At 57.2% G+C, this 20,483-nt stretch carries 25 protein-coding genes; 15 read left to right on the forward strand and 10 right to left on the reverse strand.

The features are described 5' to 3' along the window. Positions 1–134: 134 nt before the first annotated feature. Positions 135–482 carry a hypothetical protein gene (locus PHA01_RS19375; RefSeq protein WP_417020994.1) on the reverse strand — a complete coding sequence of 116 codons (348 nt, stop codon included), beginning with the start codon at positions 480–482 and terminating at the stop codon, positions 135–137. 503 nt (positions 483–985) lie between these two features. Here PHA01_RS19375 and xoxF5 point away from each other — a divergent pair. The 9 genes from xoxF5 to pqqE all read left to right on the forward strand — a co-directional run bounded on the left by xoxF5 (position 986) and on the right by pqqE (position 8,286). Beyond that, a complete protein-coding gene (gene xoxF5 / locus PHA01_RS19380) occupies positions 986–2,767 on the forward strand; it encodes a lanthanide-dependent methanol dehydrogenase XoxF5 (RefSeq protein ID WP_271898080.1) in 1,782 nt (593 codons plus the stop codon). 175 nt (positions 2,768–2,942) lie between these two features. Beyond that, positions 2,943–3,467: a c-type cytochrome, methanol metabolism-related gene (locus PHA01_RS19385; protein ID WP_271898005.1), complete on the forward strand. Its 525-nt coding sequence runs from the start codon at positions 2,943–2,945 to the stop codon at positions 3,465–3,467. After that, entirely contained in the window at positions 3,468–4,331 is an 864-nt protein-coding gene (locus tag PHA01_RS19390) for a substrate-binding domain-containing protein (protein WP_417020987.1), read from the forward strand. It begins immediately after the preceding gene. Between the two features lie 12 nt (positions 4,332–4,343). Further along, positions 4,344–4,907, forward strand: coding sequence for a PQQ-dependent catabolism-associated CXXCW motif protein (locus PHA01_RS19395; RefSeq protein ID WP_271898006.1), 564 nt, complete (start codon positions 4,344–4,346; stop codon positions 4,905–4,907). Positions 4,908–4,982: 75 nt separating this feature from the next. Continuing rightward, positions 4,983–5,078: a pyrroloquinoline quinone precursor peptide PqqA gene (locus PHA01_RS19400; RefSeq protein WP_100002498.1), complete on the forward strand. Its 96-nt coding sequence runs from the start codon at positions 4,983–4,985 to the stop codon at positions 5,076–5,078. A gap of 100 nt (positions 5,079–5,178) precedes the next feature. Next, positions 5,179–6,114 carry a pyrroloquinoline quinone biosynthesis protein PqqB gene (gene pqqB / locus PHA01_RS19405; RefSeq protein ID WP_271898007.1) on the forward strand — a complete coding sequence of 312 codons (936 nt, stop codon included), beginning with the start codon at positions 5,179–5,181 and terminating at the stop codon, positions 6,112–6,114. Next, the gene (gene pqqC, locus PHA01_RS19410) at positions 6,111–6,866 is read left to right on the forward strand and encodes a pyrroloquinoline-quinone synthase PqqC (RefSeq protein WP_271898008.1); all 756 of its coding nucleotides are present in this window, start codon (positions 6,111–6,113) and stop codon (positions 6,864–6,866) included. Before pqqB ends, pqqC begins: the two co-directional genes overlap by 4 nt. Continuing rightward, positions 6,863–7,162 (forward strand): pyrroloquinoline quinone biosynthesis peptide chaperone PqqD, encoded by a 300-nt coding sequence (gene pqqD, locus PHA01_RS19415; RefSeq protein ID WP_271898009.1) that lies wholly within the window; start codon positions 6,863–6,865, stop codon positions 7,160–7,162. Before pqqC ends, pqqD begins: the two co-directional genes overlap by 4 nt. Next, positions 7,159–8,286 (forward strand): pyrroloquinoline quinone biosynthesis protein PqqE, encoded by a 1,128-nt coding sequence (gene pqqE, locus PHA01_RS19420; protein WP_271898010.1) that lies wholly within the window; start codon positions 7,159–7,161, stop codon positions 8,284–8,286. The genes pqqD and pqqE overlap by 4 nt, the downstream gene beginning before the upstream one ends. On the opposite strand, the gene PHA01_RS19425 is transcribed toward pqqE, so the two are convergent. Genes PHA01_RS19425 through PHA01_RS19450 form a run of 6 tightly spaced genes read right to left on the reverse strand, consistent with a single transcriptional unit; the run spans position 8,273 to position 13,376 of the window. Beyond that, a complete protein-coding gene (locus PHA01_RS19425) occupies positions 8,273–8,905 on the reverse strand; it encodes a hypothetical protein (protein WP_271898011.1) in 633 nt (210 codons plus the stop codon). The two genes, pqqE and PHA01_RS19425, sit on opposite strands and share 14 nt — an antisense overlap. Continuing rightward, complete coding sequence (locus PHA01_RS19430; protein WP_271898012.1) at positions 8,902–9,756, reverse strand: ABC transporter permease; 855 nt, start codon at positions 9,754–9,756, stop codon at positions 8,902–8,904. Before PHA01_RS19430 ends, PHA01_RS19425 begins: the two co-directional genes overlap by 4 nt. Next, positions 9,753–10,559, reverse strand: coding sequence for an ATP-binding cassette domain-containing protein (locus PHA01_RS19435; protein WP_271898013.1), 807 nt, complete (start codon positions 10,557–10,559; stop codon positions 9,753–9,755). The genes PHA01_RS19430 and PHA01_RS19435 overlap by 4 nt, the downstream gene beginning before the upstream one ends. Before the next feature lie 53 nt (positions 10,560–10,612). After that, complete coding sequence (locus tag PHA01_RS19440) at positions 10,613–11,110, reverse strand: cupredoxin domain-containing protein (protein ID WP_271898014.1); 498 nt, start codon at positions 11,108–11,110, stop codon at positions 10,613–10,615. 31 nt (positions 11,111–11,141) lie between these two features. Beyond that, a complete protein-coding gene (locus PHA01_RS19445; protein WP_271898015.1) occupies positions 11,142–12,119 on the reverse strand; it encodes a YVTN family beta-propeller repeat protein in 978 nt (325 codons plus the stop codon). A 24-nt stretch (positions 12,120–12,143) separates the two neighbouring features. Beyond that, positions 12,144–13,376: an ABC transporter substrate-binding protein gene (locus tag PHA01_RS19450; RefSeq protein ID WP_417020988.1), complete on the reverse strand. Its 1,233-nt coding sequence runs from the start codon at positions 13,374–13,376 to the stop codon at positions 12,144–12,146. 161 nt (positions 13,377–13,537) lie between these two features. On the opposite strand from PHA01_RS19450, the gene PHA01_RS19455 reads away from it, so the two are divergent. The 5 genes from PHA01_RS19455 to PHA01_RS19475 are packed head-to-tail and all read left to right on the forward strand — an operon-like array spanning position 13,538 to position 17,885. Further along, positions 13,538–14,710, forward strand: coding sequence for a (5-formylfuran-3-yl)methyl phosphate synthase (locus PHA01_RS19455; RefSeq protein WP_271898017.1), 1,173 nt, complete (start codon positions 13,538–13,540; stop codon positions 14,708–14,710). After that, entirely contained in the window at positions 14,707–15,342 is a 636-nt protein-coding gene (locus PHA01_RS19460; RefSeq protein ID WP_271898018.1) for an amino acid kinase family protein, read from the forward strand. The genes PHA01_RS19455 and PHA01_RS19460 overlap by 4 nt, the downstream gene beginning before the upstream one ends. Beyond that, positions 15,339–15,890, forward strand: coding sequence for a flavoprotein (locus PHA01_RS19465; protein ID WP_271898019.1), 552 nt, complete (start codon positions 15,339–15,341; stop codon positions 15,888–15,890). The genes PHA01_RS19460 and PHA01_RS19465 overlap by 4 nt, the downstream gene beginning before the upstream one ends. After that, on the forward strand, positions 15,883–17,283 hold the full coding sequence (locus PHA01_RS19470; RefSeq protein ID WP_271898020.1) for a DUF6513 domain-containing protein: 1,401 nt from the start codon (positions 15,883–15,885) through the stop codon (positions 17,281–17,283). The genes PHA01_RS19465 and PHA01_RS19470 overlap by 8 nt, the downstream gene beginning before the upstream one ends. Then, on the forward strand, positions 17,280–17,885 hold the full coding sequence (locus PHA01_RS19475; protein WP_271898021.1) for a DUF447 domain-containing protein: 606 nt from the start codon (positions 17,280–17,282) through the stop codon (positions 17,883–17,885). The genes PHA01_RS19470 and PHA01_RS19475 overlap by 4 nt, the downstream gene beginning before the upstream one ends. Here the strand turns inward: PHA01_RS19475 and PHA01_RS19480 are convergent. The 3 genes from PHA01_RS19480 to PHA01_RS19490 all read right to left on the reverse strand — a co-directional run bounded on the left by PHA01_RS19480 (position 17,882) and on the right by PHA01_RS19490 (position 19,716). Continuing rightward, positions 17,882–18,325 (reverse strand): type II toxin-antitoxin system VapC family toxin, encoded by a 444-nt coding sequence (locus tag PHA01_RS19480; RefSeq protein ID WP_271898022.1) that lies wholly within the window; start codon positions 18,323–18,325, stop codon positions 17,882–17,884. The genes PHA01_RS19475 and PHA01_RS19480 overlap by 4 nt on opposite strands. Before the next feature lie 2 nt (positions 18,326–18,327). After that, positions 18,328–18,573 carry a type II toxin-antitoxin system Phd/YefM family antitoxin gene (locus PHA01_RS19485; RefSeq protein WP_271898023.1) on the reverse strand — a complete coding sequence of 82 codons (246 nt, stop codon included), beginning with the start codon at positions 18,571–18,573 and terminating at the stop codon, positions 18,328–18,330. A gap of 63 nt (positions 18,574–18,636) precedes the next feature. Further along, the gene (locus PHA01_RS19490; RefSeq protein WP_271898024.1) at positions 18,637–19,716 is read right to left on the reverse strand and encodes a hydantoinase/oxoprolinase family protein; all 1,080 of its coding nucleotides are present in this window, start codon (positions 19,714–19,716) and stop codon (positions 18,637–18,639) included. A gap of 27 nt (positions 19,717–19,743) precedes the next feature. Between PHA01_RS19490 and PHA01_RS19495 the strand changes: the two genes are divergently transcribed. Beyond that, the gene (locus PHA01_RS19495) at positions 19,744–20,451 is read left to right on the forward strand and encodes a HisA/HisF-related TIM barrel protein (protein ID WP_271898025.1); all 708 of its coding nucleotides are present in this window, start codon (positions 19,744–19,746) and stop codon (positions 20,449–20,451) included. Positions 20,452–20,483: the final 32 nt, after the last annotated feature.

Raw genomic sequence — 20,483 nt, forward strand, 5'->3', positions numbered from 1 at the left:
TTCCAGAATTCATTTTGATGAGTCAGGTAGGGTGGTTTTCGAGGAGCCGTAGCGCCGCGAACTATCTCGTTCGTGAGTACCGGAAGTCGAGAAAAGCTGCCCTAGATGGCCATCAAGATGAATTATCGAGGTCTTCAGAAGCAGCGGACATCGGCTTCGGCTTGTGCCCGCTTCAATTCGGTGATCGAAGCTTTCGCCGGAGCGCTCTCACGGAATAGGGCACCATTCTCTCCGGACACCAGCCCCATCTGTTTGTAGGTCTCGGCGGCTTCGTAATGAGGGTAGGTCACGACGGATGCGATGACGTCGATAGAACAGGAACAGCGCTGAAGCATATCCCGGTTCTCACCATTGGCTTTCATGCAGCCATAGACGTATTCAGCGAGGGTCGAAGTGGGGTAATCTGACGCAGCGTTTGCCGGCAAGGAAAGGACAATTGCTGCACCTGCTAACAGGGCAATATGCGTGATCTTCGTCGTCATCATGGCATCCTCGCATTTTTCGGACGGTAAATATACATTTTCCAAGTAGATAGCAAATAACAATAACAAACCGCAATCAGAATCCCTTCTATAAGTATCAAATTATGTGACAAGGTCGTCTGGCAGAATACGATAACTAAATCGGCCACTTACTGCAATGCAGCAAAAGTACACTGCAGTGCAGCAAATATAATTTGATAATCCGGCTTGCCTAATGCAATTCTTTCTCCTATCGTCAACTTGTTTCCGGCTTCAAGGACGTTGCCGTCAAGGGAGTGGTGACAGTCTTCGTAGGCCAAGCGAGGTGGGCAGTAACGGTGCCCTCTGCGCGCCTGGCTTTGTCGTGACACGCTGCCGGAAATACTTCCCCATTTGCGTGAGCTAATGGAGCGAACCCGCACTGAAAAACGGCTTCGTCCGATAGTTCATAAATGTGAACTTAGGGAGGACTCAAAATGCGTGTACACAAGAATTTAATTGGAATTGCATTGGCTACAACGGCCATGACGTTCTCATTGGCGGGGGGTGCTCTGGCCAATGACGATCTTCAGGGTCTGATTTCTGATTCGAAGAACTGGGCTATCCAGACCGGCGATTACGCTAATACGCGATATTCAAAACTCAATAAAATCACTGCGGACAATGTCAAAAACCTTCAGGTCGCCTGGACGTTTTCGACTGGTGTGTTGCGCGGCCATGAAGGAGGCCCGCTCATCGTTGGCGATGTGATGTATGTCCATGCGCCATATCCGAACACCGTCTTTGCGCTTGACCTGAACAATGATGGCAAAATCCTCTGGAAGTATGAACCCAAGCAGGACGCAAACGTCATTCCCATCATGTGCTGCGATACCGTTAATCGCGGCGTAGCTTACGGCGACGGCAAGATATTCCTTTATCAGGCCGATACAACGCTCGTTGCCCTCGATGCAAAGACGGGTAAACCGGTCTGGTCCGTGAAAAACGCCGAGGCGTCAGACGGCAGTAAGGGCGAATCCGGTACATCCGCGCCAATGGTCGTGAAAGACAAGGTCATCGTCGGTATTTCCGGTGGTGAATTTGGTGTTCGCGGTGCGTTGACCGCTTATGACATGAAGGACGGCAAGCAGGCCTGGCGTGCCTGGTCGATGGGTTCCGACAAGGAAACCTTGATCGATCCGGAAAAGACCACCCAGCTCGGCAAGCCAGTCGGAAAAGACTCCGGCACCAACACCTGGGAAGGTGATCAATGGAAAACCGGTGGTGGAACAACCTGGGGTTGGTATTCGTACGATCCCAAGCTGAACCTGATCTATTACGGTACCGGCAATCCATCCACCTGGAACCCAAGTCAGCGTCCCGGTGACAACAAGTGGTCCATGACCATCATGGCCCGCGATGCCGATACCGGCATGGCGAAATGGCTCTACCAGATGACCCCGCATGACGAGTGGGATTATGACGGTATCAATGAAATGATCCTTGCGGATGGCATCGAAGTCGGTGGCAAGCCGCGTGATGTCCTCGTGCACTTCGATCGCAACGGCTTTGCCTATACGATGGATCGTGCAACCGGCGAACTTCTGGTCGCAAAGAAATACGATCCGGCAGTGAACTGGGCGACGGAAGTCGACATGGACAAGGATAGCAAGACCTACGGCCGTCCGAAGGTCGTGGACAAATACTCGACCCAGGCTCAAGGCGAAGACGTCAACACCACGGGTATCTGCCCGGCGGCTCTTGGTACGAAAGATCAACAGCCGGCTGCCTATTCGCCAAAGACCAAGCTCTTCTATGTTCCAACAAACCACGTCTGCATGGATTACGAGCCCTACAAGGTTAGTTACACCGCCGGTCAGCCTTACGTCGGCGCGACACTTTCCATGTATCCAGCTCCGAACAGCCATGGCGGCATGGGTAACTTCATCGCATGGGATGCGGCCAAGGGCGAGATCGTCTGGTCCAAACCCGAGCAGTTCTCGGTCTGGTCAGGTGCTTTGGCCACCGATGGCGATGTCGTCTTCTACGGAACACTGGAAGGCTATCTGAAGGCGGTCGATAAGGACGGCAAGGAACTTTACAAGTTCAAGACTCCGTCCGGCATCATCGGTAACGTCACCACATACGAACATAAGGGCAAACAATATGTTGCCGTTCTGTCCGGTGTTGGCGGATGGGCTGGTATCGGTCTTGCCGCTGGCTTGACGAAGCCGAATGAAGGCCTTGGCGCGGTCGGCGGTTATGCTGCGCTCTCCGACTACACGGCCTTGGGCGGTCAGTTGACCGTTTTCGCTGTTCCTGAGTAATCGGGAACAAAGCTGACACAGTGAGCCCGCGGATGCAGGCTTTGAATAATGGGTGCCCGGTTTCAACCAGGCCGGGCCCCCCGTGTCACCTGACCCAGATTGATGATCAAACAACCGTCCAGGCGGCGCCGCGAGGTGCTGACGCGAATTGACGAGTTGAATGCGAGGTTCTTGTATGCCTATTCGAATGACATTGCTTGCCGTCACTGCCGGTCTTGCGCTTGTAGCGGGCCTAGGCAGCGCTTACGCCGATGACAAAGCCGCAGCAGCTGTTGCCTCCGACGAAAACGGCAAATATGCCGATAAGGATGGGAATCCCACGTTCAAGATCAAGGAGGATGGAACGGTCGACTGGTACACCTATAGCGGGTTTCGCCGGTTCAATTCAGATTGTTTTGTCTGCCACGGCGCTGACGGTGCGGGTTCTTCCTTCGCGCCAGCGTTGGCAGATTCGTTGAAGACAATGAGCTATGCCGACTTTTTGTCGACAGTTGCTGAAGGTCGCAAAAACCTCAAAAATGGCAATGACAAGGTGATGCCTGCTTTTGGCAACAACAAGAATGTCTACTGCTATATGGACGACCTCTACGTCTACCTTCGTGCCCGCGCCGTAGGCGATCTGCCGCGTGGGCGTCCCGCGAAACATGAGGACAAGCCGCCAGCAGCCAAAGAGGCGGAAGCCTCGTGTATGGGTGGTTAAATGATGCGATATGCGCGACCACTGATGAGATGGATTGCCGGTGGCGTTATGGCGGCGGCAGTTGCCGTGCCGTCGGGGGTCCTTGCGCAAGGCGCGGGTCTTGGAGCCTCGGGCGAGCTGGTCGATCCTGACGTCCTGCGTGTTTGCTCCGATCCATCCAACATGCCGTTCTCCGATGAGAGCGGCAAGGGGTTTGAAAACAAGCTGGCCGAACTTGTGGCCGCAAAGACCGGGCGTAAATCGGTAGCCTATACATGGTTCCCGATGGCGACCGGCTTCGTCCGCAGCACGCTGCGCGCCAATCGCTGCGACATTATCATGGGATACGCGCAAGGCGACGAACTCGTCCAGAACACCAATGCCTATTATCGCTCGACCTATGTGATGATCTACAAGAAAGACAGCGGTCTCGATGGTGTCGATACGATCGAGGACAGCAAATTGGCGAATAAGAAAATTGGCGTTGTTGCCGGAACACCGCCGTCAGCAAACCTCGCCAAAGTCGGCTACATGCGTAATGTCCATCCCTATCCTTTGATGGTCGATACAAGGCTCGCGCCTTCGATGGCGGAGGTCATGATCAAGGAACTCAAGAGCGGTGTGATCGACGTTGCGATCCTTTGGGGACCGATGGCAGGTTATTATGCCAAGGAGATCGATCCGAACCTCACGGTGATTCCCCTGGTCAAGGAAAAGACCGGGCATATGGCATACCGGATCACGATGGGTGTGCGCCCATCCGATCAGGAGTGGAAGCGCACATTGAACAAGGTAATCCGGGAGAACCAGGCTGAGATCAACAAGATCCTGCTCGATTTCGAGGTGCCCCTGGTCGACGAGAATAACAAGCCGATCACGCAGTAGCGTGGTGGGTGGATGAAGCGAGGTGAAAAACCGGTGCGGAACTGTTCCTGTGCGTTGGCCGTTTTAATTACCGTACTGGTGACGACGGCTTACGCGGGTGAAACGGCGCCGGAGCCGACAGAGTACAGGACTGAAAATTACAGGGCGCCGGTTCCCGCCACCCTGAAGGGGGCAAAGGTGGTCACCACCGAGGAAACCATCGCCTTGTGGAAAGACAAATCGGCGGTGTTCGTTGATGTCCTTCCTCACGATCCCAAGCCGGCAAATCTTCCGGCCGGGACCATCTGGAGGGAAAAAGTCCGGGAGGATATCCCCGGGAGCATATGGCTCGCAAATGTGGGCTACGGAATCATAAACAAGGAGACGGAAGCCTATTTTCGCGAGGGGCTGAAATCTCGGTTGGGCGACGACACGAAACGAAAGGTGCTTTTTTACTGTATGGCGAACTGCTGGATGTCCTGGAATGCGGCCAAACGAGCTGTTGAATGGGGATACAAATCAGTACTTTGGTATCCTCTCGGCACGGATGGCTGGACCGCGGCGAAGCAGCCAACACAGAAAAATGAGCCCTTTTAATTTCAATCTTGCGCCATAACGGCGTATGATAAGGAGAAAGATCAATCTTTGATCTTTGAGTAGAAGGAGGAAAGCATGAAGAAAACATGGACAAAGCCTACCATGTGTCAGGTTGCTGCCGGTATGGAACTTTCACGTTACCTGCCTGCAGAACTCAAGGCAAAAAAGTAAGATCTGACCCATCGCCCTGCGCGATCTGATCGCGTAGGGCGGCACCTTGTGCTTGTTCGGCCGGAACGTGGGTTTCCGGAAGGAGAGGGTTTGTGCCCGCATGCGATTGACAGTCATCGGCTCCGCAGCAGGAGGCGGGTTTCCCCAGTGGAATTGCAATTATCGATTGAGCCGCGGAGCATGGGATGGCGAAGCCAATTTCCGTGCAAGAACCCAGTCCAGCCTCGCCGCCAGTGCGAATGGGCATGACTGGGTTTTGTTCAACGCATCGCCTGACATCCGCGAGCAGATTGCGGGAACGCCTGAATTGCAACCCCGCGCCGATGGACCGCTGCGCTCAACGCCGATCCGTGCCGTCATCCTGACCAACGCCGATGTCGATCATATTGCCGGTCTGCTCAGTCTGCGCGAGCGCGAACCGTTCGCGATCTACGCGACACGGCGGGTTCTCGATGTGCTCGACTCCAATTCAATCTTCAATGTCCTTGATCGGGAAATCGTCGAGAGGCGCGAGCTCCCAGTGGACGAGAGCACGGATATTCTCGACGCCCAAGGAAATCGTGTCGGTATAACGGTCGAAACCTTTGCTGTGCCGGGCAAGGTTGCACTGTTTCTCGAAGACAAATCGAAGGCGAATCAAGGGTTTGGCACAGAGGTAGGTGATACGATCGGACTGCGCATCGCATCGGACGATGGCGCGACGGCCTTCTATATTCCTGGCTGCGCCGGTATCGACGCCCCCCTTAGACAACGCTTGTCAGGTGCCGAATGTCTTTTCTTCGATGGCACCGTCTATACCGATGACGAGATGATCACGGCAGGGGTGGGTACAAAAACCGGCGCGCGCATGGGCCATATGTACATTTCAGGCGAGGGCGGTTCGCTGGCGGCCCTGGCGGATCTTGGCATCAGGAAGCGGATCTACGTGCACATCAACAATACCAACCCCATTCTTGACGCGGCGTCGCCTCAACATGCGGCGGTTGTCGCAGCGGGCTGGAAAATAGCATTTGACGGCATGGAGGTCAGGCTTTGAGCAAATTCGGCAATGCGGCGCGAGGCGGATTGTCACCGGCTGGTCTGGAAGAAGTTCTGCGCGAGATCGGTGCGGAGCGCTATCACAATCGCCACCCTTACCACCACCAGATGGTCAACGGCTCTTTGACCAAGGGCCAGATGCAGGCTTGGGCGCTCAATCGCTATTGTTATCAGTCGGTCATTCCGCGCAAGGACGCGATGATCCTTGCTCGGGCCCAGGATCCCGAATTTCGCGCCGAATGGCGCAAGCGGATCGAGGATCATGATGGCGACGACGGCTGGAGTGGAGGCATCGCGCGCTGGCTGAAGCTTGCTACGGGTCTTGGCCTCGATGCTGATGATGTCAAAAGCGAAAAGCTGGCGCTGCCGGGCACGCGATTTGCCGTCGGCGCCTATCTTTCCTTCTGCACCAACCGCACGCTGCTTGAGGCCGTGGCCTCGTCGCTGACAGAGCTATTCTCGCCGGTTATCATCAACGAGCGCGTTCCGGCCATGCTGGCGAAATATGATTATGTGACGCCGGATATCCTGGCCTACTTCGACAAGCGACCGACACAGGCGTCACGCGATTCCGATTTCGCCCTGGCCTATGTGATGAAACATGCCGATACGCCGGAAAAGCAGCAGGCGGTCATCGACGCGCTCATTTTCAAATGCGATATCCTCTGGGCAATGCTCGATGCGTTGGCTCATGCCTACGGCGAAAAGGGCAATATCCCGCCCGGCGCTTTCGACCCGGAGGCGGCATGACTGGGGCAAGTCGCGTCCGTGCGGTTGTTTCCATGCAATCGCGACCCATATTAAAGTCTCATGCGCGGCTGCAGTATGATACGGTGCGCGAGGCATGGGCGCTGCTGTCGCCGGAACGGGTGTTCTGGCCGAATGAAGTGAGCCTCGATATTTTGAGGCTGTGTGATGGCCGCCACAGCGTTGCGCTGATGATTTCATTGCTGGCGGACCAGTATGCAGCGGATGAAGCCGAGATCGCGCCGGATGTAACCGGCTTTCTGCAGGAATGGTCCGATAAGTTTCTGGTGACGTTATGAACGAACCTGTCCTACCCCCGATCGGCATGCTGGCGGAATTGACGCATCGCTGTCCGCTGCAGTGTGCCTATTGCTCCAATCCGGTCGAGCTGTTGAAAGCCAACCGGGAAATGGATACGGCAGGCTGGCTTTCGCTGTTCGAACAGGCGGCCGACCTCGGCGTTCTGCAGGTGCATCTTTCTGGCGGTGAGCCAACGCTTCGTCCCGATCTCGGAGAGCTTATTGCGTGTCTGGCGCGGCGCGGTGTCTATACCAATCTCATCACGGCGGGCGTTGGCATCGCCGATGGCCGGATTGAGGCCTGGGCCGAGGCCGGGCTTGATCACATCCAGCTGAGTTTCCAGGGCGCGTTTGCTGCCACAACTGAAAAGATCGGCAATTCGCACGGTGCCCATGAAAAGAAGCTGGATACAGCACGCCGCGTCCGTGCGGCAGGTCTGCCCTTGACCATCAATGCGCCGATCCATCGCCACAACATGGAAGAAGTGCCGGATTTCATCGAACTCGCGCTCTCTCTTGGCGCCGAGCGGCTGGAAATCGCCAATGTGCAATATGCGGGCTGGGCTCTGCTCAATCGCAAGGCGCTCATGCCGGAACGCGAGGCGGTCGAGCGCCAGGTGCAGATCGTCGAGGAGGCGCAGGAACGTCTGCGCGGCATCATGACGATAGACTTCGTCACGCCTGATTATTTCGCCATTTATCCGAAACCCTGCATGGGCGGCTGGGCGCGCGATGCCTTCATGGTCGCGCCCGATGGAACCGTGCTTCCATGCCATGCCGCCGGCACGATCAAGTCTCTGCATTTCGAGCGTTTCGGCGACTGGAGCCTCAGCCGTATCTGGCATGAATCGTCCGCATTCAATGCGTTTCGCGGAACAAGCTGGATGCAGGAACCCTGCCGCAGCTGTGAGCGCCAGGAGATCGATTGGGGCGGTTGCCGCTGTCAGGCCATGGCAATCGCCGGCGACGCGGCTGCTACGGACCCGGCGTGCATCAAATCCCCGCTGCATGCCCGCATGGGTGCGCTCATCAACGAGGCCATCAGCACAAAGACGGCCGACACAACACCCGACGCCTTCACCTATCGCCGCATCGGCCGTGTCACCGAGCCTATGGTTTCATGATCGTTTGCTGGATCGTCTTCGACAGGCCATACAGGCGTTGCTCGATAATCGTCGGCACCTCGCAGACATAGGTCAGCGAGTGGACCCGTTCATCGTATATGCGGGTTTCCCATGTCAGCCTTTCATTTGCCCTGTCGAGTTCCTCCGGATCCGCATCAGGTTTGGCGCGCATCGCATCGACCGTCGAGGCTTCCTTGCGCAAATCCTCTGCCATGTCGCGTTGTTTGTCGGCATAACGCGAGATACCGGACATCACCTGTTCACGCTCGCGGTTCAACGTGTCGAATACACCTTGGAACAGCATCAACATCTTGTCGTTCACCTGTTCTTTCGGCAGTCCTCCGGCGAACTCCACGATCTGCTTTTGTGCCACGTCGAGCGGGTTGCGCCTTGCTGAGATCTCGCCGACGAGATCATCGATTTTTGGATCGGTATCCCAGTTTTTCGCAGTCTCCGGAATGTCCGGGCCATTCCACACCTGGCCGATCGAAAGTTCCGGTACCTTGCGCTGGACGCAAGGCCAGCTCGGATCACTGTTCGCCGCGGCGATAGCACCGTTGCCGGAAACCAGCAGGACAAGGCCAGCCGACGCCGCGAAGAATACCTCTGACCGTTTCAATTATTGCCTCCCTCTTGTTTCTTGATGACGAGACCGCGCGAAGGGTCGTAGGCGATGATTGCGCCCGCAATGAAAACAATGGTGAACCCGCAGACGACGGCAAGCGAGGTCCACTCGATCTGTCCGTAAAATGCGAAGCGCACCAGTTCGACCGCATAGGTAAACGGATTGAGCAGACAGATCTTGTAGAGCAGGGGACTTGCCTCCTGTACGCGCCACAATGGGTAAAGCGCCGAAGAGGCAAAATACATCGGGAAGATCACGAAGTTCATGATGCCGGCGAAGTTTTCCAGCTGCTTGATCAGCGATGACAGAAGCATTCCAAGCGCACCCAGCATCATGCCCGACAGGAACAGCGCCGGCAGCGTCAGCAGATACCCGGACGGCGGCGCCTTGACGCCCCAGAACCAGGCGATGAACAGGAAGGCATAGACCTGAATGATGGAAACGGCAACGCCGGCCAATAGCTTCGACACCAGCAGGAACCAGCGCGGAAACGGACTGACGAGCAGCGTGCGCATATTGCCCATTTCCCGGTCGTAGACCATGGAAAGAGATGATTGCATGCCGCTGAACAGGAGGATCATGCCGCACAGGCCGGGCGTGATATAGACCTCGTAAAGCACATAGGTCTGATAGGGCGGGATGATCGAAACGCCGAGCACCTGCCGGAAGCCTGCCGCAAAGATGAACAGCCACAACAGTGGTCGCACCAGCGAGGAGATGAAACGTTCGCGCTGGTTGAGATAGCGCAGGCCTTCGCGGATGAGAATACCCTTGAGGCAAACCAGATAATTCATCACACCGAAGCGGCTGTGTCCGATCGGGGCGTGGCTGGCGATGTCTGTCATAGCCGGTTCCCCGCATTCAGTGCATATATCCCGGTAAGCCGCGAGAACGCCTCGTTGATCGTCACCGCCCCGGCGTTCTTGACCACCTCATGCACCGGACCGTTGGCGACGAGCTTGCCCTGGTTGAGGACAATGACCTGATCCGCATGACTGACCTCGTCGATCAGATGCGTCGCCCACAGGACGCTGATGCCCTTCTCCTCGACCAGCTTGCGGATATCGGCAAGGATGGTGGCACGTGATTTGATGTCGAGGCCAACGGTCGCTTCATCGAGCAGCAACAGCGAGGGTTCGTGCAACAGCGCCCGCACAATCTCCACGCGCCGGATTTGCCCACCCGAGAGGCTGCGGGCTTTCTCATGGAGCCGATCGCTCATGTCGATGGATTGCATCAGATCGTGAATGCGCCGGTTGGCTTCGCGCGAGCGGATACCATGCAGCGATGCATGGTAGGAGAGGTTCTGGTGCACCGAAAGATCGAGATCGAGGGTGCGCGCCTGGAAAACAATACCGAGCCGCCGCAGCGCATCGCCTGGCCGTCGGTCGATGTCATGGCCGAACACATGGATGCGGCCATGCCTTGTTGCGAATAGATGACTGATCAAGGAGAACAGCGTCGTCTTGCCTGCTCCGTTCAGGCCAAGCAGCACGGCAAAGCGCCCCGGCGCTATGGAGAACGTGACATTTTCCAGCGCCTGGCGTTTGCCATAAGCATAACTCACCGATGCGAGATCAAGCGCCGGAAGATTTGCTTCCTGCATTGATTTGTCATTGATGTTCCTCAGTCCGGCATTTGTACCCATCAAGCTCCACCCTTGGTACCTTATGCGACGACGACCTTGCCGCAAACTGACGGCTATTTGATGGTGATCGTGCCCTTCATTCCCTTGTCTGCAAGGTCGCCGGCAGACCAGGTGTACTTGCCGGGACGCACCGCCGTGAACTGTACATTGATCGTGCCGGGACTGTCGAATTCCAGCCAGGCCGGCGCGCCATTCATATGCACTTCCAGATCATTGATGACGATCTGATTCATCCACACGTTGCGGAAAAGATCGGTGACGAATTTGTACTCGAGACCGGCTGCCGATGTGATCTTCCAGCGGTAGCCCTGTCCGGCAACCAGTTCGAAATCCTTGCGGTTCACGGTAAATTCATCGTCTTTCGACCCAAGGATAAGTTCCGGCACGTCTTTGCTGCCGCGGGTGATCGCCGGCGGCTTAGCCTGCATTGCCGCTTTCGGCTCCGGTGCTGCCTTGGCGTCGTCATCGTCGTCAGCCTGGGCAAAGGCAAAGGATTGAGCCAGCCCGATGCCGAGAACTGCTGCCAGTGCGAGCGTTTTATATGTTGTCATGTAGTTCCTCCCTTTGGTCTTCAGAATTGCGTCAGTTCGGCGATATCGCGACGCCCCAGGGCAGTTGCCCCACGGTGACGGATTTGATCGGCTCATCAGTTTCCGTGTCGATGAACGTGATGTCATTCGACAACCCGTTCGTGCTGATAATCTGCTTGCCGTCCGGCATAAATGCGAGCTGCCAGACCCGCTGACCGACCAGAATGTATTTTTCGACTTCGTAGGTTTCGGCGTTGACTACGGCGACGCGGTTCGCAGGCCCGAGCGCCACATAGGCCTTCTTGCCATCGGCGGTGATGCGGACGCCCACAGGCTGGATCTGTTCGGAGCGCAATCCCTGGATTTCGAAGGTGATCTTATGGGTCACTGCGCGGGTCTTGTTGTCGATGACCGATACCGTGCCGCCGATTTCCGCGGAAACCCAGACCTCGGAACCATCGGGTTTGAATTGGGCAAAGCGCGGGCGCGAATCCACGAGTACATTGTCGGTGATTTCATGGGTCGACGTGTCGATGAAATGCGCCATGCTCGTGGTTTCGGAGGTGTTGACGATTGTCTTGCCGTCCGGGCTCACGCCCATGCCTTCCGGCTCGACGCCCACCGGAATTTCCGCCACGACACCCTTCGTATTGACGTCGATCACCGTGACTAGATTGTCGTCCTCATTGGCGACATAGAGCGTCTGCCCATCGGGCGACAGCACGAAAAGCTCGGGGTCGGGACCCGACGGCAGCGATCCGACGACTTCATTCGTGGCGGTATCGATCATTTCGACCGTGTCGTCATCGCTGGCGCAGACATAGATGATCTTGCCGTCAGGCGAGATGGTGATGCCGCGCGGCCGTTGCCCGACATTGATCGTCTTGACCACCTCCATGGTCTTCGAATCGACCACGGTCACCGTGTTGTCTTTCTCATTCGAGACATAGACCAGATTGGCCCAGGCGGGCTGTGCAAGAAATGGCAGCGCTACGGTCGTAGCGAGCAGGCACATGTGTCGTCGTCGCATCTTTGTCCTCCCATGACATTGTTCTTAATTAAGCTTGCACTTGGTCTCCGGCCTGTCCACGCCCAGCGTATCGAGCTCCGAGAACTGATGCAGGAAACCTTCCTGCGGCGAGGTGGAAACGACGCCGTGGCCATCGCCGATCAGGATCGGCTGGCGCAACTGCCAGTTCCAGTTGCGGAAACTGAGTTTTTGTCCCTTGAAGGCCGCTATGGAAAAGTCATCCGCCTTGATGAAAGTCTCGACCTGTTTGGGGTCGTTTCCCTTTGACCGCGTAATTGCCTCTCCCAATATTCGTACTGCCGTCCACGATTGCATGTCCTTCGACAGCATCCGCCGTCCCGTCGCCTTGTCGAAACGGTTCTGAATCTGTGATCCGCCCCATTGTTCGCTGGCGGGGTGCCAGCTTGAGGGAACCAGTCCGGCCGTTCCCGCTACGGGCCGCGGCGTCCAGGTCCGGTAAGGGACGTAGCTGCCGAAAACCTCGCTCTCGTCGGCGACGATGACCACATCGTGTTCCGGCAGGTTCTGGGTGAATACCGGCATCTGCTTTTGCACCTGGATGACGCCGGTATCGGTCCTGCGCGCGGTGCCCTTGTCCTCGTAAAGCCGCTCTTCGACGATCGTTGCGCCGAACCGCGTGGCGGCACGGCGGATCGCATCGGCGTAGAGCTTGTCGCGGTCGTGCGAGCCATAGAGCAGCACCCATTTGCGCCATTGTTTCCAGACGAGGTATTGCGCCAGTCCATCGGCGAGCATGCTTCGCGTCGGCGCTGTGTGGAAAACGTTGGAGCGGCATTCCTCCTCGCGCAGACTGTCATCCGTGGCGCCGACATTGAACAGGAGGACGCCGCTATCCTTGGCAAGATCGGCAATCGACAGTAATTGCTTGGCGGAAATGTCGGTCAGGATGAACTTGTCGCCACGGGCCAGCATTTCCTTGAATACGGGCACCACGTCGGCGTCGAATTTCGTCTCGGTCACGTCCAGCGCAAAACTCTGGCCCAGAAACTTGCCGGTCGTATTGTTGTCGTTGATGGCGACATTGGCGCCGGCCACGCCTTCGTCGCGGGGCGGTATATCGAGTACGGATAGTGCCAGTTGCGGTTCATAGGCGCGAAGATAGCCAATGCGCGTTTCAACCACTGGTTTTGCAGGTTTATTCGTCGCAGCCTGCTGCGCCGATGCTCCGGACACGTTGACGAAGAGCAAAAAAAAGCCGAATAAAACTGAGAGAGTGTTTGGCACCGTACTCTTCATGATCATACCATTCAGACTAGCCGCCATTCACGTGATGGCGGTCGCTTAAGAACAGAGGTGCCCATAGTGTTTTTAAACAACCCCGCCATAATCTCAACCCTCGGTGTCAACTTTTCTTTGGCACCAGGCAAGATTTCCAATCTGTTTCGGGGGCTGTGCTGATGACACAAATGCTGGCGAGCGTTCAAGATGTTCTCGAGGCGGAAATCGTCTTCCAGAATGGTGCCGATATCATCGATCTGAAGGATCCGGCCAATGGCGCGCTGGGCGCGGTTGCACTGCCCAAGCTTTTGGAAGTTATCGATTTTATTGCAGGAAGGCGGCCCGTCAGTGCAGCTTGCGGCGATCTTCCCATGCAACCTCAAGTCATTCGCAAAAAGGTTGAAGAGTTCGCTGCAACCGCCGTGGACTATATCAAGATCGGGCTCTTTACGTCAGGCAATTTAGCCGGCTGTCTGGAAGCGCTGAAGCCGCTTGCGTCACACAAAAAATTGATCGCGGTGCTCTTTGCCGACTACCGCGATACGTACAGCGAAAATCTGTTTGCAGAGCTCTCTTCCTCCGGTTTTCACGGCGTGATGATTGACACGGCCGACAAGTCGAAAGGGCGGTTGCTCGACCACATGACACCTGACCAGATCGGCAAATTCATCAAGGATGGCCAGTCGCACGAATTGAAGGTTGGCGTTGCCGGATCGCTCGAAGCGCCGGATATCCCGCGTCTGTTGGCCTATGCCCCCGATTTTCTCGGTTTCCGCGGTGCGCTGTGTTCAAGTCTCGATCGCACGGCGCCGATCGATGCGCAGGCAACAGCGAAGATTCGCGGCCTGATCCCGGAGGCTCTTGAGGCAAGCGCGCCTCCTGGCGTCGACTACAAGTTGCTCGCCGCGCGCGGCTACTTCCCGGATCCTGCCGAGGCCGGGCTTGGAACCGACAAGATATTCGTCCGTGATTTTGTCCTGCCAGTCCATATCGGCGCCTATAGTTTCGAGCATGGCAAGGCCCAGAAGGTGCGTTTCGATGTGTCGGCCGATGTTCTGCGGGTGACGCGCAACCCGGAAGACATGCGCCACGTCGTTTCCTACGATCTCATCATGGATGGCATTCGTGCCATCGTCGCGCGCGGCCATATCGAGCTTGCCGAAACGCTGGCCGAGCAGGTCGCGGCTTTCGTTCTGGAAAATCCGCGGGTGATCCGCGTTGTCGTGCGGGCTGAAAAGCTGGAGCTTGGACCCGGCGGTGTCGGCGTCGAGATAGAACGGAAAAACGATGTGAAGAATTCATCGGTCAAGCCTAGGCCGATCCATGCTCAAGGAGGCCGGAAATCCTCATGAAGCCGCTCGTCGTCAAGCTTGGAGGCAGCACGGCAGGCCATGCGGAAATGCAGCGCTGGATCGACCTTCTGGCGAGCGCAACCTTTCCGCTGATCATCGTGCCGGGCGGCGGTCCTTTCGCCGATCAGGTGCGGACTTCGCAAAAGCGTCTCGGTTATTCCGACGTCGCGGCGCATGCGATGGCCATCCTTGCCATGGACCAGTTCGGCATCGCCATTGCCGAGAGGCATCCGCAATTGCGGGTGGCGCGGTCAATATCGCAGATCGGCGAGGTGCTGGACGCCAGCGCAACGCCGGTCTGGCTTCCATCATCGATGACCTTGGATGCGGCGGATATACCGCCATCGTGGCAGATTACGTCGGATAGTTTAAGCGCCTGGTTGGCCCGGCAATTGCACGCTGATACTTTGCTGCTGGTGAAGCAGACCCACGAATATGCCGATTACGCAAGTGTGCAGGAACTTGCCGCCGCCGGCATCGTCGACAGCATGCTGCCGGACATGCTGGGCGAGGGCGCGAACCTTCATGTCGCCGGTCCCGCGATGCTGGATACGCTCGATACGCCCTTGGCATCCATCCCCGGAAGCAGGGTCATGCGGCACAGACACACCGAAGCCATGGATGCGCAATGACGAGAATGCATACGCCGCGCTGGGCCTGGGCATTGACCGGTTCGGGCCATTTCTTTGTGGAGAGTTTCGAGCTGATCCGCACGCTCGAGCACTGCGATGTTTTCGTCTCGAAGGCTGCGAACGAAGTGCTGCGCATGTACAAGCTCAAGCTCGACTTCCCCGAAACGACGCGGGTGCTGCACGACAAGACGGCGAGTTCAGTGCCCATTGGCGGGTTTTACACCGGCGTCTACCACACGGCCGTGATCGCGCCGGCCACGTCGAACACAGTGGCAAAATGCGTCGCCGGTATTTCAGATTCGCTGCCCACCAATGTCTATGCGCAGGCGGGGAAATGCCTTGTGCCGTCCATCGTTTTTGCCTGCGACACGGCGCCCGAACTTGAAACCATGGCGCCGAGCGGTATGGTCAAGGTCTATCCGCGCCCGATCGATCTGGAAAACACTGCAAAGCTCAAGACCTATGAACGAACCAAGGTCGTCGAGTCACTGGCCGAACTCATAGAAACGATCACCGCCCGCCAGAAGGGGATCTCCGGCGATGGCTGAGCATCTGCTCTTCTTGACCGGGCACCTTGCCCGCGCGCGGCTGGAACGGATCCTCGCCGATCTCGGTAAGACGGCGTTTACCTACGAGATTGTCGATATCGGTGTGAAGGTCGCGGCGCTGATGACCGAGGAGATCATTGCGCGGCGCCTGAAGTCGCCTGTTTTAGCGGACCGTGTCATCCTGCCCGGCCGCTATCGCGGTGATCTCGACAGTTTGAGCCAGCGTTTCGGCATTCCGTTCGTCCGAGGCCCCGATGAAGTCGCCGATCTCCCTGTCTTTCTCGGGCGCGTCGGCAAGCCCATCGATCTTTCGAAGCATGACATGCGAATCTTTGCCGAAATCGTCGATGCTTCGGCACTGTCGCTCGAGGCGCTCATGCAGCGCGCAACGCATCTTGCCGCTGCCGGTGCCGATGTCATCGATCTCGGCTGCCTGCCGGAAACCCCGTTTCCTCATCTGGCCGATGCCGTTCGCGCCCTGAAGGGTCAGGGGCTCAAAGTCAGTGTCGACTCGGCCAATCTCGAAGAGCTCGAAACCGGTGCTGCGGCCGGTGTGGACTATCTCCTGAGCCTTACCGAACATACCATCGGTCTCGCGATCAAACATGGCGTCACCCCTGTTCTCATTCCTTCTAACCCGGGCGATCTGGATTCGCTTGGCCGTGCGATCGATGCAGCCCAGGCGGCGAACATCGCCTTCATCGCCGATCCGGTGCTCGACCCGATCCATTTCGGCTTTTCCATATCGCTCGGGCGTTTTCTTGAAGCGCGTCGCCGCTGGCCGGATATCCCGATGATGATGGGCACCGGCAATCTGACCGAACTCACCGATGCCGACAGTTCCGGTGTCACCGCCCTGCTGGCGGGCATCTGCTCCGAGCTGTCGATAGGCAACGTGCTTGTCGTCAATGTCAGCCCACATACGATCCGCACGGTCGAGGAGCACGATAGCGCACGCCGCACCATGTTTGCGGCCAGAGAGGATCATGCCCTGCCGCGCGGCTACGATGCCGGTCTGCTGCAGGTGCACGACCGCAAGCCCTACCCGAACAGCGTCGAGGATATTGCCGCGCTTGCCGCTGACGTCCGCGATGCCAATTTCCGTATCATGACCGCCCCGGATGGTGTGCACATCTTCAACGGTCAGGGCCACAGGATCGCGCAGGACGCATTTGAACTTTTTCCAGGTCTCGGCGTTGAGAATGACGGCGCCCATGCCTTCTATCTCGGCGCCGAGTTGACCAAGGCGGAAATTGCCTGGAAGCTGGGCAAACGCTACACGCAGGATGAACCGCTGCCCTGGGGCGCGGCTGTTCCTGACAAGCAACAGGACCGATTGCGGTTGGCGGAGGCAGGGCATACTTTGAAAGCGAAAAAGGATAGGACGCCGTGACCTACATCAGGGAAACCATCGTCACTACAGTCGATGATAAAGGCGTTGCCCACATTGCGCCGCTCGGTATCATCCAGCACGAGGATGGCTGGGTGATCGCGCCTTTCCGCCCGTCGAAAACGCTTGAAAATCTTGCCGCCATTCCGTTCGCGATCGCCAATTATACCGATGACATGCTGATCTTCGCCGGCTGTCTGACCGGCCGCAAGGATTGGCCGACCGTTGCGGTCAAAAACTGCCCGGTGCCACGATTGGAAGCAGCGCTCAGCCATTCGGTGCTCAAGGTCGTCTCCGTCGATGAGGACGCCATGCGCCCGCGCCATTTTTGCAAGGTGGTTTCCGAAGCCACGCACGCGCCGTTTACCGGGCTCAACCGTGCCAAGGCTGCCGTGCTTGAACTTGCAATCCTCGTCAGCCGCCTTTCAATGCTGCCGCCAGAAAAGATCGAGGCGGAGATCGCCTATTTCGCAATCGCTATCGAGAAGACCGCCGGACCCGATGAACATCAGGCCTGGTCCTGGTTGATGGAAAAGGTCAAGGATCATCGCGACGCTGCCGACGCGAAAGGCAAGGAAGCCGTGCATCATCATGGCAGGCTCTAAGCGGGCAATGTACTGAACGGATTCTGATACTTGACGCCAAGCGGTCTAAAGTCTCGTTCGTTGATCGTGAGCACGGTCAGATCATTTTTCTGTCCGGTTGCCGCAATCGCAATATCCTCAAAGCCCGGGCTGACACCTGCCGCCCGCGCTATTGTCATCAGATGCCCGGTGATTCTTGCGGTATCGAGGTCCAGCGGCAGAATACGGTTCCCGTAATAATGACGGATTTCCCCCCACCACTCCTCAAGGTAGTGCGATTTTCGTGTGGCGCCTTTGCGGGCGGCATTGGCTATTCCATCTTCGATTTCCGCGGCCGTGATGACTGATAGCCACAAATCCTCCGAACGGCTAACGATCCACTCGACGACTTTCTCGTCAGCTTTGGTCCTGCGCGCTGCCGGTGCAAGTAAGCTGACAACGTTCGTGTCGAGGAGATACACGATCAGAAAGCAGAGCGGTGCAAAGCCTTCGCAGGCTTACGTTCGGGTAGGTCGCCCTTTTCCAAGGGTGAATTGGTAAGCAGCCAGCCAAGGGAAGGGACTCGGCTCAACCGTTCGTATTCGCTATAGCTGATGATCACAGCCTCCCGCTTGCCGTGACGTGTAATGACGGCGGTTTCCCCGGCAACTGCATCGTCGATGACATGTGAAAACGTTGCCTTGGCATCCTTCAACTGAATCTCTTTCATCAGGATATGCTCCAATATGACCTTAGTGGTCATATATAGAGGAAAAATGCGCCGTGACAAGGGTCACGCAGGCCTAGGTGCTAGTTGGTGATCTAGGTGCAATGACCCAAGCAATGCGACGGCCGCTGCAGGCGCTGCCTTGCTGGCGTCGTCGCGAGCCTCTTCGGTGGCAGGAATCAACGACCCGAAATCGAGGTAAGGGCGATCCATGCGTTTCGCCAATTGCCTGATTTGTGGCCGTCCGATACCCGCTCCTATGACCGGCGCAGCGTGATCCAGCTTGCGTGCCACCCGGAACGCGCCGTCATGGATCATGCGCAGCTGATGTTCGCTGAACCAGCGCGCAATATCGAGCCATTCGTGCTCTTCAAGGTCGCCGCTGTCGCGCCCGACCATACGCGCTATGCGTTGAATGGAACCCGCGACGGTCTTTGACAGCCGGTCCGCCGAAGGATATTTGTCATCCGACTCGTCCAGCGTGCCGAGAATGCGGCCGAGATCGGCGGTGTTGGCGAAATATTCATTCATGAGCGACGTCATGTGCCCACGCACCGGAACCAGTGCGGCGATACCGATCAGCGCGGAACGGGCAAACCCCGTATAAACCAGCTCGCCGGTCAAAAGCCGCTCGGCATCGGAATATCCGTCATTGACCAGCTTGCCATTCCTGAACGCGAGAATGTCGGTGGTCGTCGAACCCATGTCGACAAACAAACCCGTGCCTGTCAGCTTCGCACTCAGGCTTGCGGTGGCGTGCCAGTTGGCGGAAGCGATATCGCTGCCAAGGCTGCGAGCCGCCCGCACATCGCAGAACCCCGCTCGACCCGCATAGATCAGTGTGTTCTCAACGCCGAATTCTTCCTCGATAAAGCCCAGCAAGCCGGCAATTCCCGCATCGCGCGAGGCGAATGTATCGGACAACTCGCCGGTCATCGTGAAGACATTGATATTGCCTTCGCCCCGCAGTGGAGCGATCTCCCGCAATGCCTCACGCGTCTGCTCCAGCCCAAGCCAAAGCGATGTCTTGAAGATTCTCGCTGAAATGATTTCGCCATCCCGGCACTGGGCCATCTTGAGATGAGCGCCGCCGATATCCCAGCCGGTAATCAGGGGCTTTCCTTCGTTGGCAAATCGGGATTTCATGGGCGCATCATTCCTTGGATCATACCCGTGCATATCATTCCGGTACTCGACATAAAAGATGGTCTCGTGGTGCGCGCGCGCCTGGGCGATCGCGATTCCTACCGGCCCATCGAAACCCCGCTTAGCCCAACCGCCGATATATTCGATGTCGCGACTGGCTTGCGCAAAGTCTATCCCTTTTCGGCTTTCTATATCGCCGATCTCGATGCGATCGAGCGCCGCCGGGCAAGTTCCCTGGACCAATTGCAGCCATTGGTGTCGAACTCCGATATCTGGCTAGACGCCGGTTTCAACGATCGGGAGCAACTGGAAGGCGCTCTCGCGACAGATGGCATCTGGCCCGTCCTTGGCTCCGAATCCCAAATTGATCCATCGTTGCTGCAGGCTTTCCATACGAACCCGCGTCTCGTTCTCTCGCTGGATTTCCGGGCCGACGCGTTCCTTGGTCCCCCATCAATTCTTGAAAACGCAAACAACTGGCCATCGCGCATTATCGTCATGACGCTTGGCCGCATCGGGGCCAATTCTGGTCCCGATTTCGAGCGCCTGACAGAGATCAAGCGCCGTGCCGGACATCGTGCGGTGATCGCAGCCGGCGGGGTGCGCAATGTGCATGATCTTGAACGATTGCAAGCTATCGGCATCTCGGCCGCACTCGTGGCAACGGCGCTGCATAGCGGTGCGCTGACACCCGAGACGGTCTCGTCTCTGATGCGGCATGAAAATCGGGGATGAAGCAGTGGAAGAAGGGGGTGTCCCCCTTCTTC

The sequence above is a fragment of the Candidatus Phyllobacterium onerii genome, from assembly GCF_028331445.1.
GTDB classification, from domain to species: Bacteria; Pseudomonadota; Alphaproteobacteria; order Rhizobiales; family Rhizobiaceae; genus Phyllobacterium; species Phyllobacterium onerii.

Coding starts and splice junctions, on each gene's coding strand:
- PHA01_RS19375 (WP_417020994.1), bottom strand. CDS start 482: ATGACGACGAAGATCACGCATATTGCCCTGTTAGCAGGTGCAGCAATT.
- xoxF5 (WP_271898080.1), top strand. CDS start 986: ATGACGTTCTCATTGGCGGGGGGTGCTCTGGCCAATGACGATCTTCAG.
- PHA01_RS19385 (WP_271898005.1), top strand. CDS start 2,943: ATGCCTATTCGAATGACATTGCTTGCCGTCACTGCCGGTCTTGCGCTT.
- PHA01_RS19390 (WP_417020987.1), top strand. CDS start 3,468: ATGATGCGATATGCGCGACCACTGATGAGATGGATTGCCGGTGGCGTT.
- PHA01_RS19395 (WP_271898006.1), top strand. CDS start 4,344: ATGAAGCGAGGTGAAAAACCGGTGCGGAACTGTTCCTGTGCGTTGGCC.
- PHA01_RS19400 (WP_100002498.1), top strand. CDS start 4,983: ATGAAGAAAACATGGACAAAGCCTACCATGTGTCAGGTTGCTGCCGGT.
- pqqB (WP_271898007.1), top strand. CDS start 5,179: ATGCGATTGACAGTCATCGGCTCCGCAGCAGGAGGCGGGTTTCCCCAG.
- pqqD (WP_271898009.1), top strand. CDS start 6,863: ATGACTGGGGCAAGTCGCGTCCGTGCGGTTGTTTCCATGCAATCGCGA.
- pqqE (WP_271898010.1), top strand. CDS start 7,159: ATGAACGAACCTGTCCTACCCCCGATCGGCATGCTGGCGGAATTGACG.
- PHA01_RS19430 (WP_271898012.1), bottom strand. CDS start 9,756: ATGACAGACATCGCCAGCCACGCCCCGATCGGACACAGCCGCTTCGGT.
- PHA01_RS19435 (WP_271898013.1), bottom strand. CDS start 10,559: ATGGGTACAAATGCCGGACTGAGGAACATCAATGACAAATCAATGCAG.
- PHA01_RS19440 (WP_271898014.1), bottom strand. CDS start 11,110: ATGACAACATATAAAACGCTCGCACTGGCAGCAGTTCTCGGCATCGGG.
- PHA01_RS19445 (WP_271898015.1), bottom strand. CDS start 12,119: ATGCGACGACGACACATGTGCCTGCTCGCTACGACCGTAGCGCTGCCA.
- PHA01_RS19450 (WP_417020988.1), bottom strand. CDS start 13,376: ATGAAGAGTACGGTGCCAAACACTCTCTCAGTTTTATTCGGCTTTTTT.
- PHA01_RS19455 (WP_271898017.1), top strand. CDS start 13,538: ATGACACAAATGCTGGCGAGCGTTCAAGATGTTCTCGAGGCGGAAATC.
- PHA01_RS19460 (WP_271898018.1), top strand. CDS start 14,707: ATGAAGCCGCTCGTCGTCAAGCTTGGAGGCAGCACGGCAGGCCATGCG.
- PHA01_RS19465 (WP_271898019.1), top strand. CDS start 15,339: ATGACGAGAATGCATACGCCGCGCTGGGCCTGGGCATTGACCGGTTCG.
- PHA01_RS19470 (WP_271898020.1), top strand. CDS start 15,883: ATGGCTGAGCATCTGCTCTTCTTGACCGGGCACCTTGCCCGCGCGCGG.
- PHA01_RS19485 (WP_271898023.1), bottom strand. CDS start 18,573: ATGAAAGAGATTCAGTTGAAGGATGCCAAGGCAACGTTTTCACATGTC.
- PHA01_RS19490 (WP_271898024.1), bottom strand. CDS start 19,716: ATGAAATCCCGATTTGCCAACGAAGGAAAGCCCCTGATTACCGGCTGG.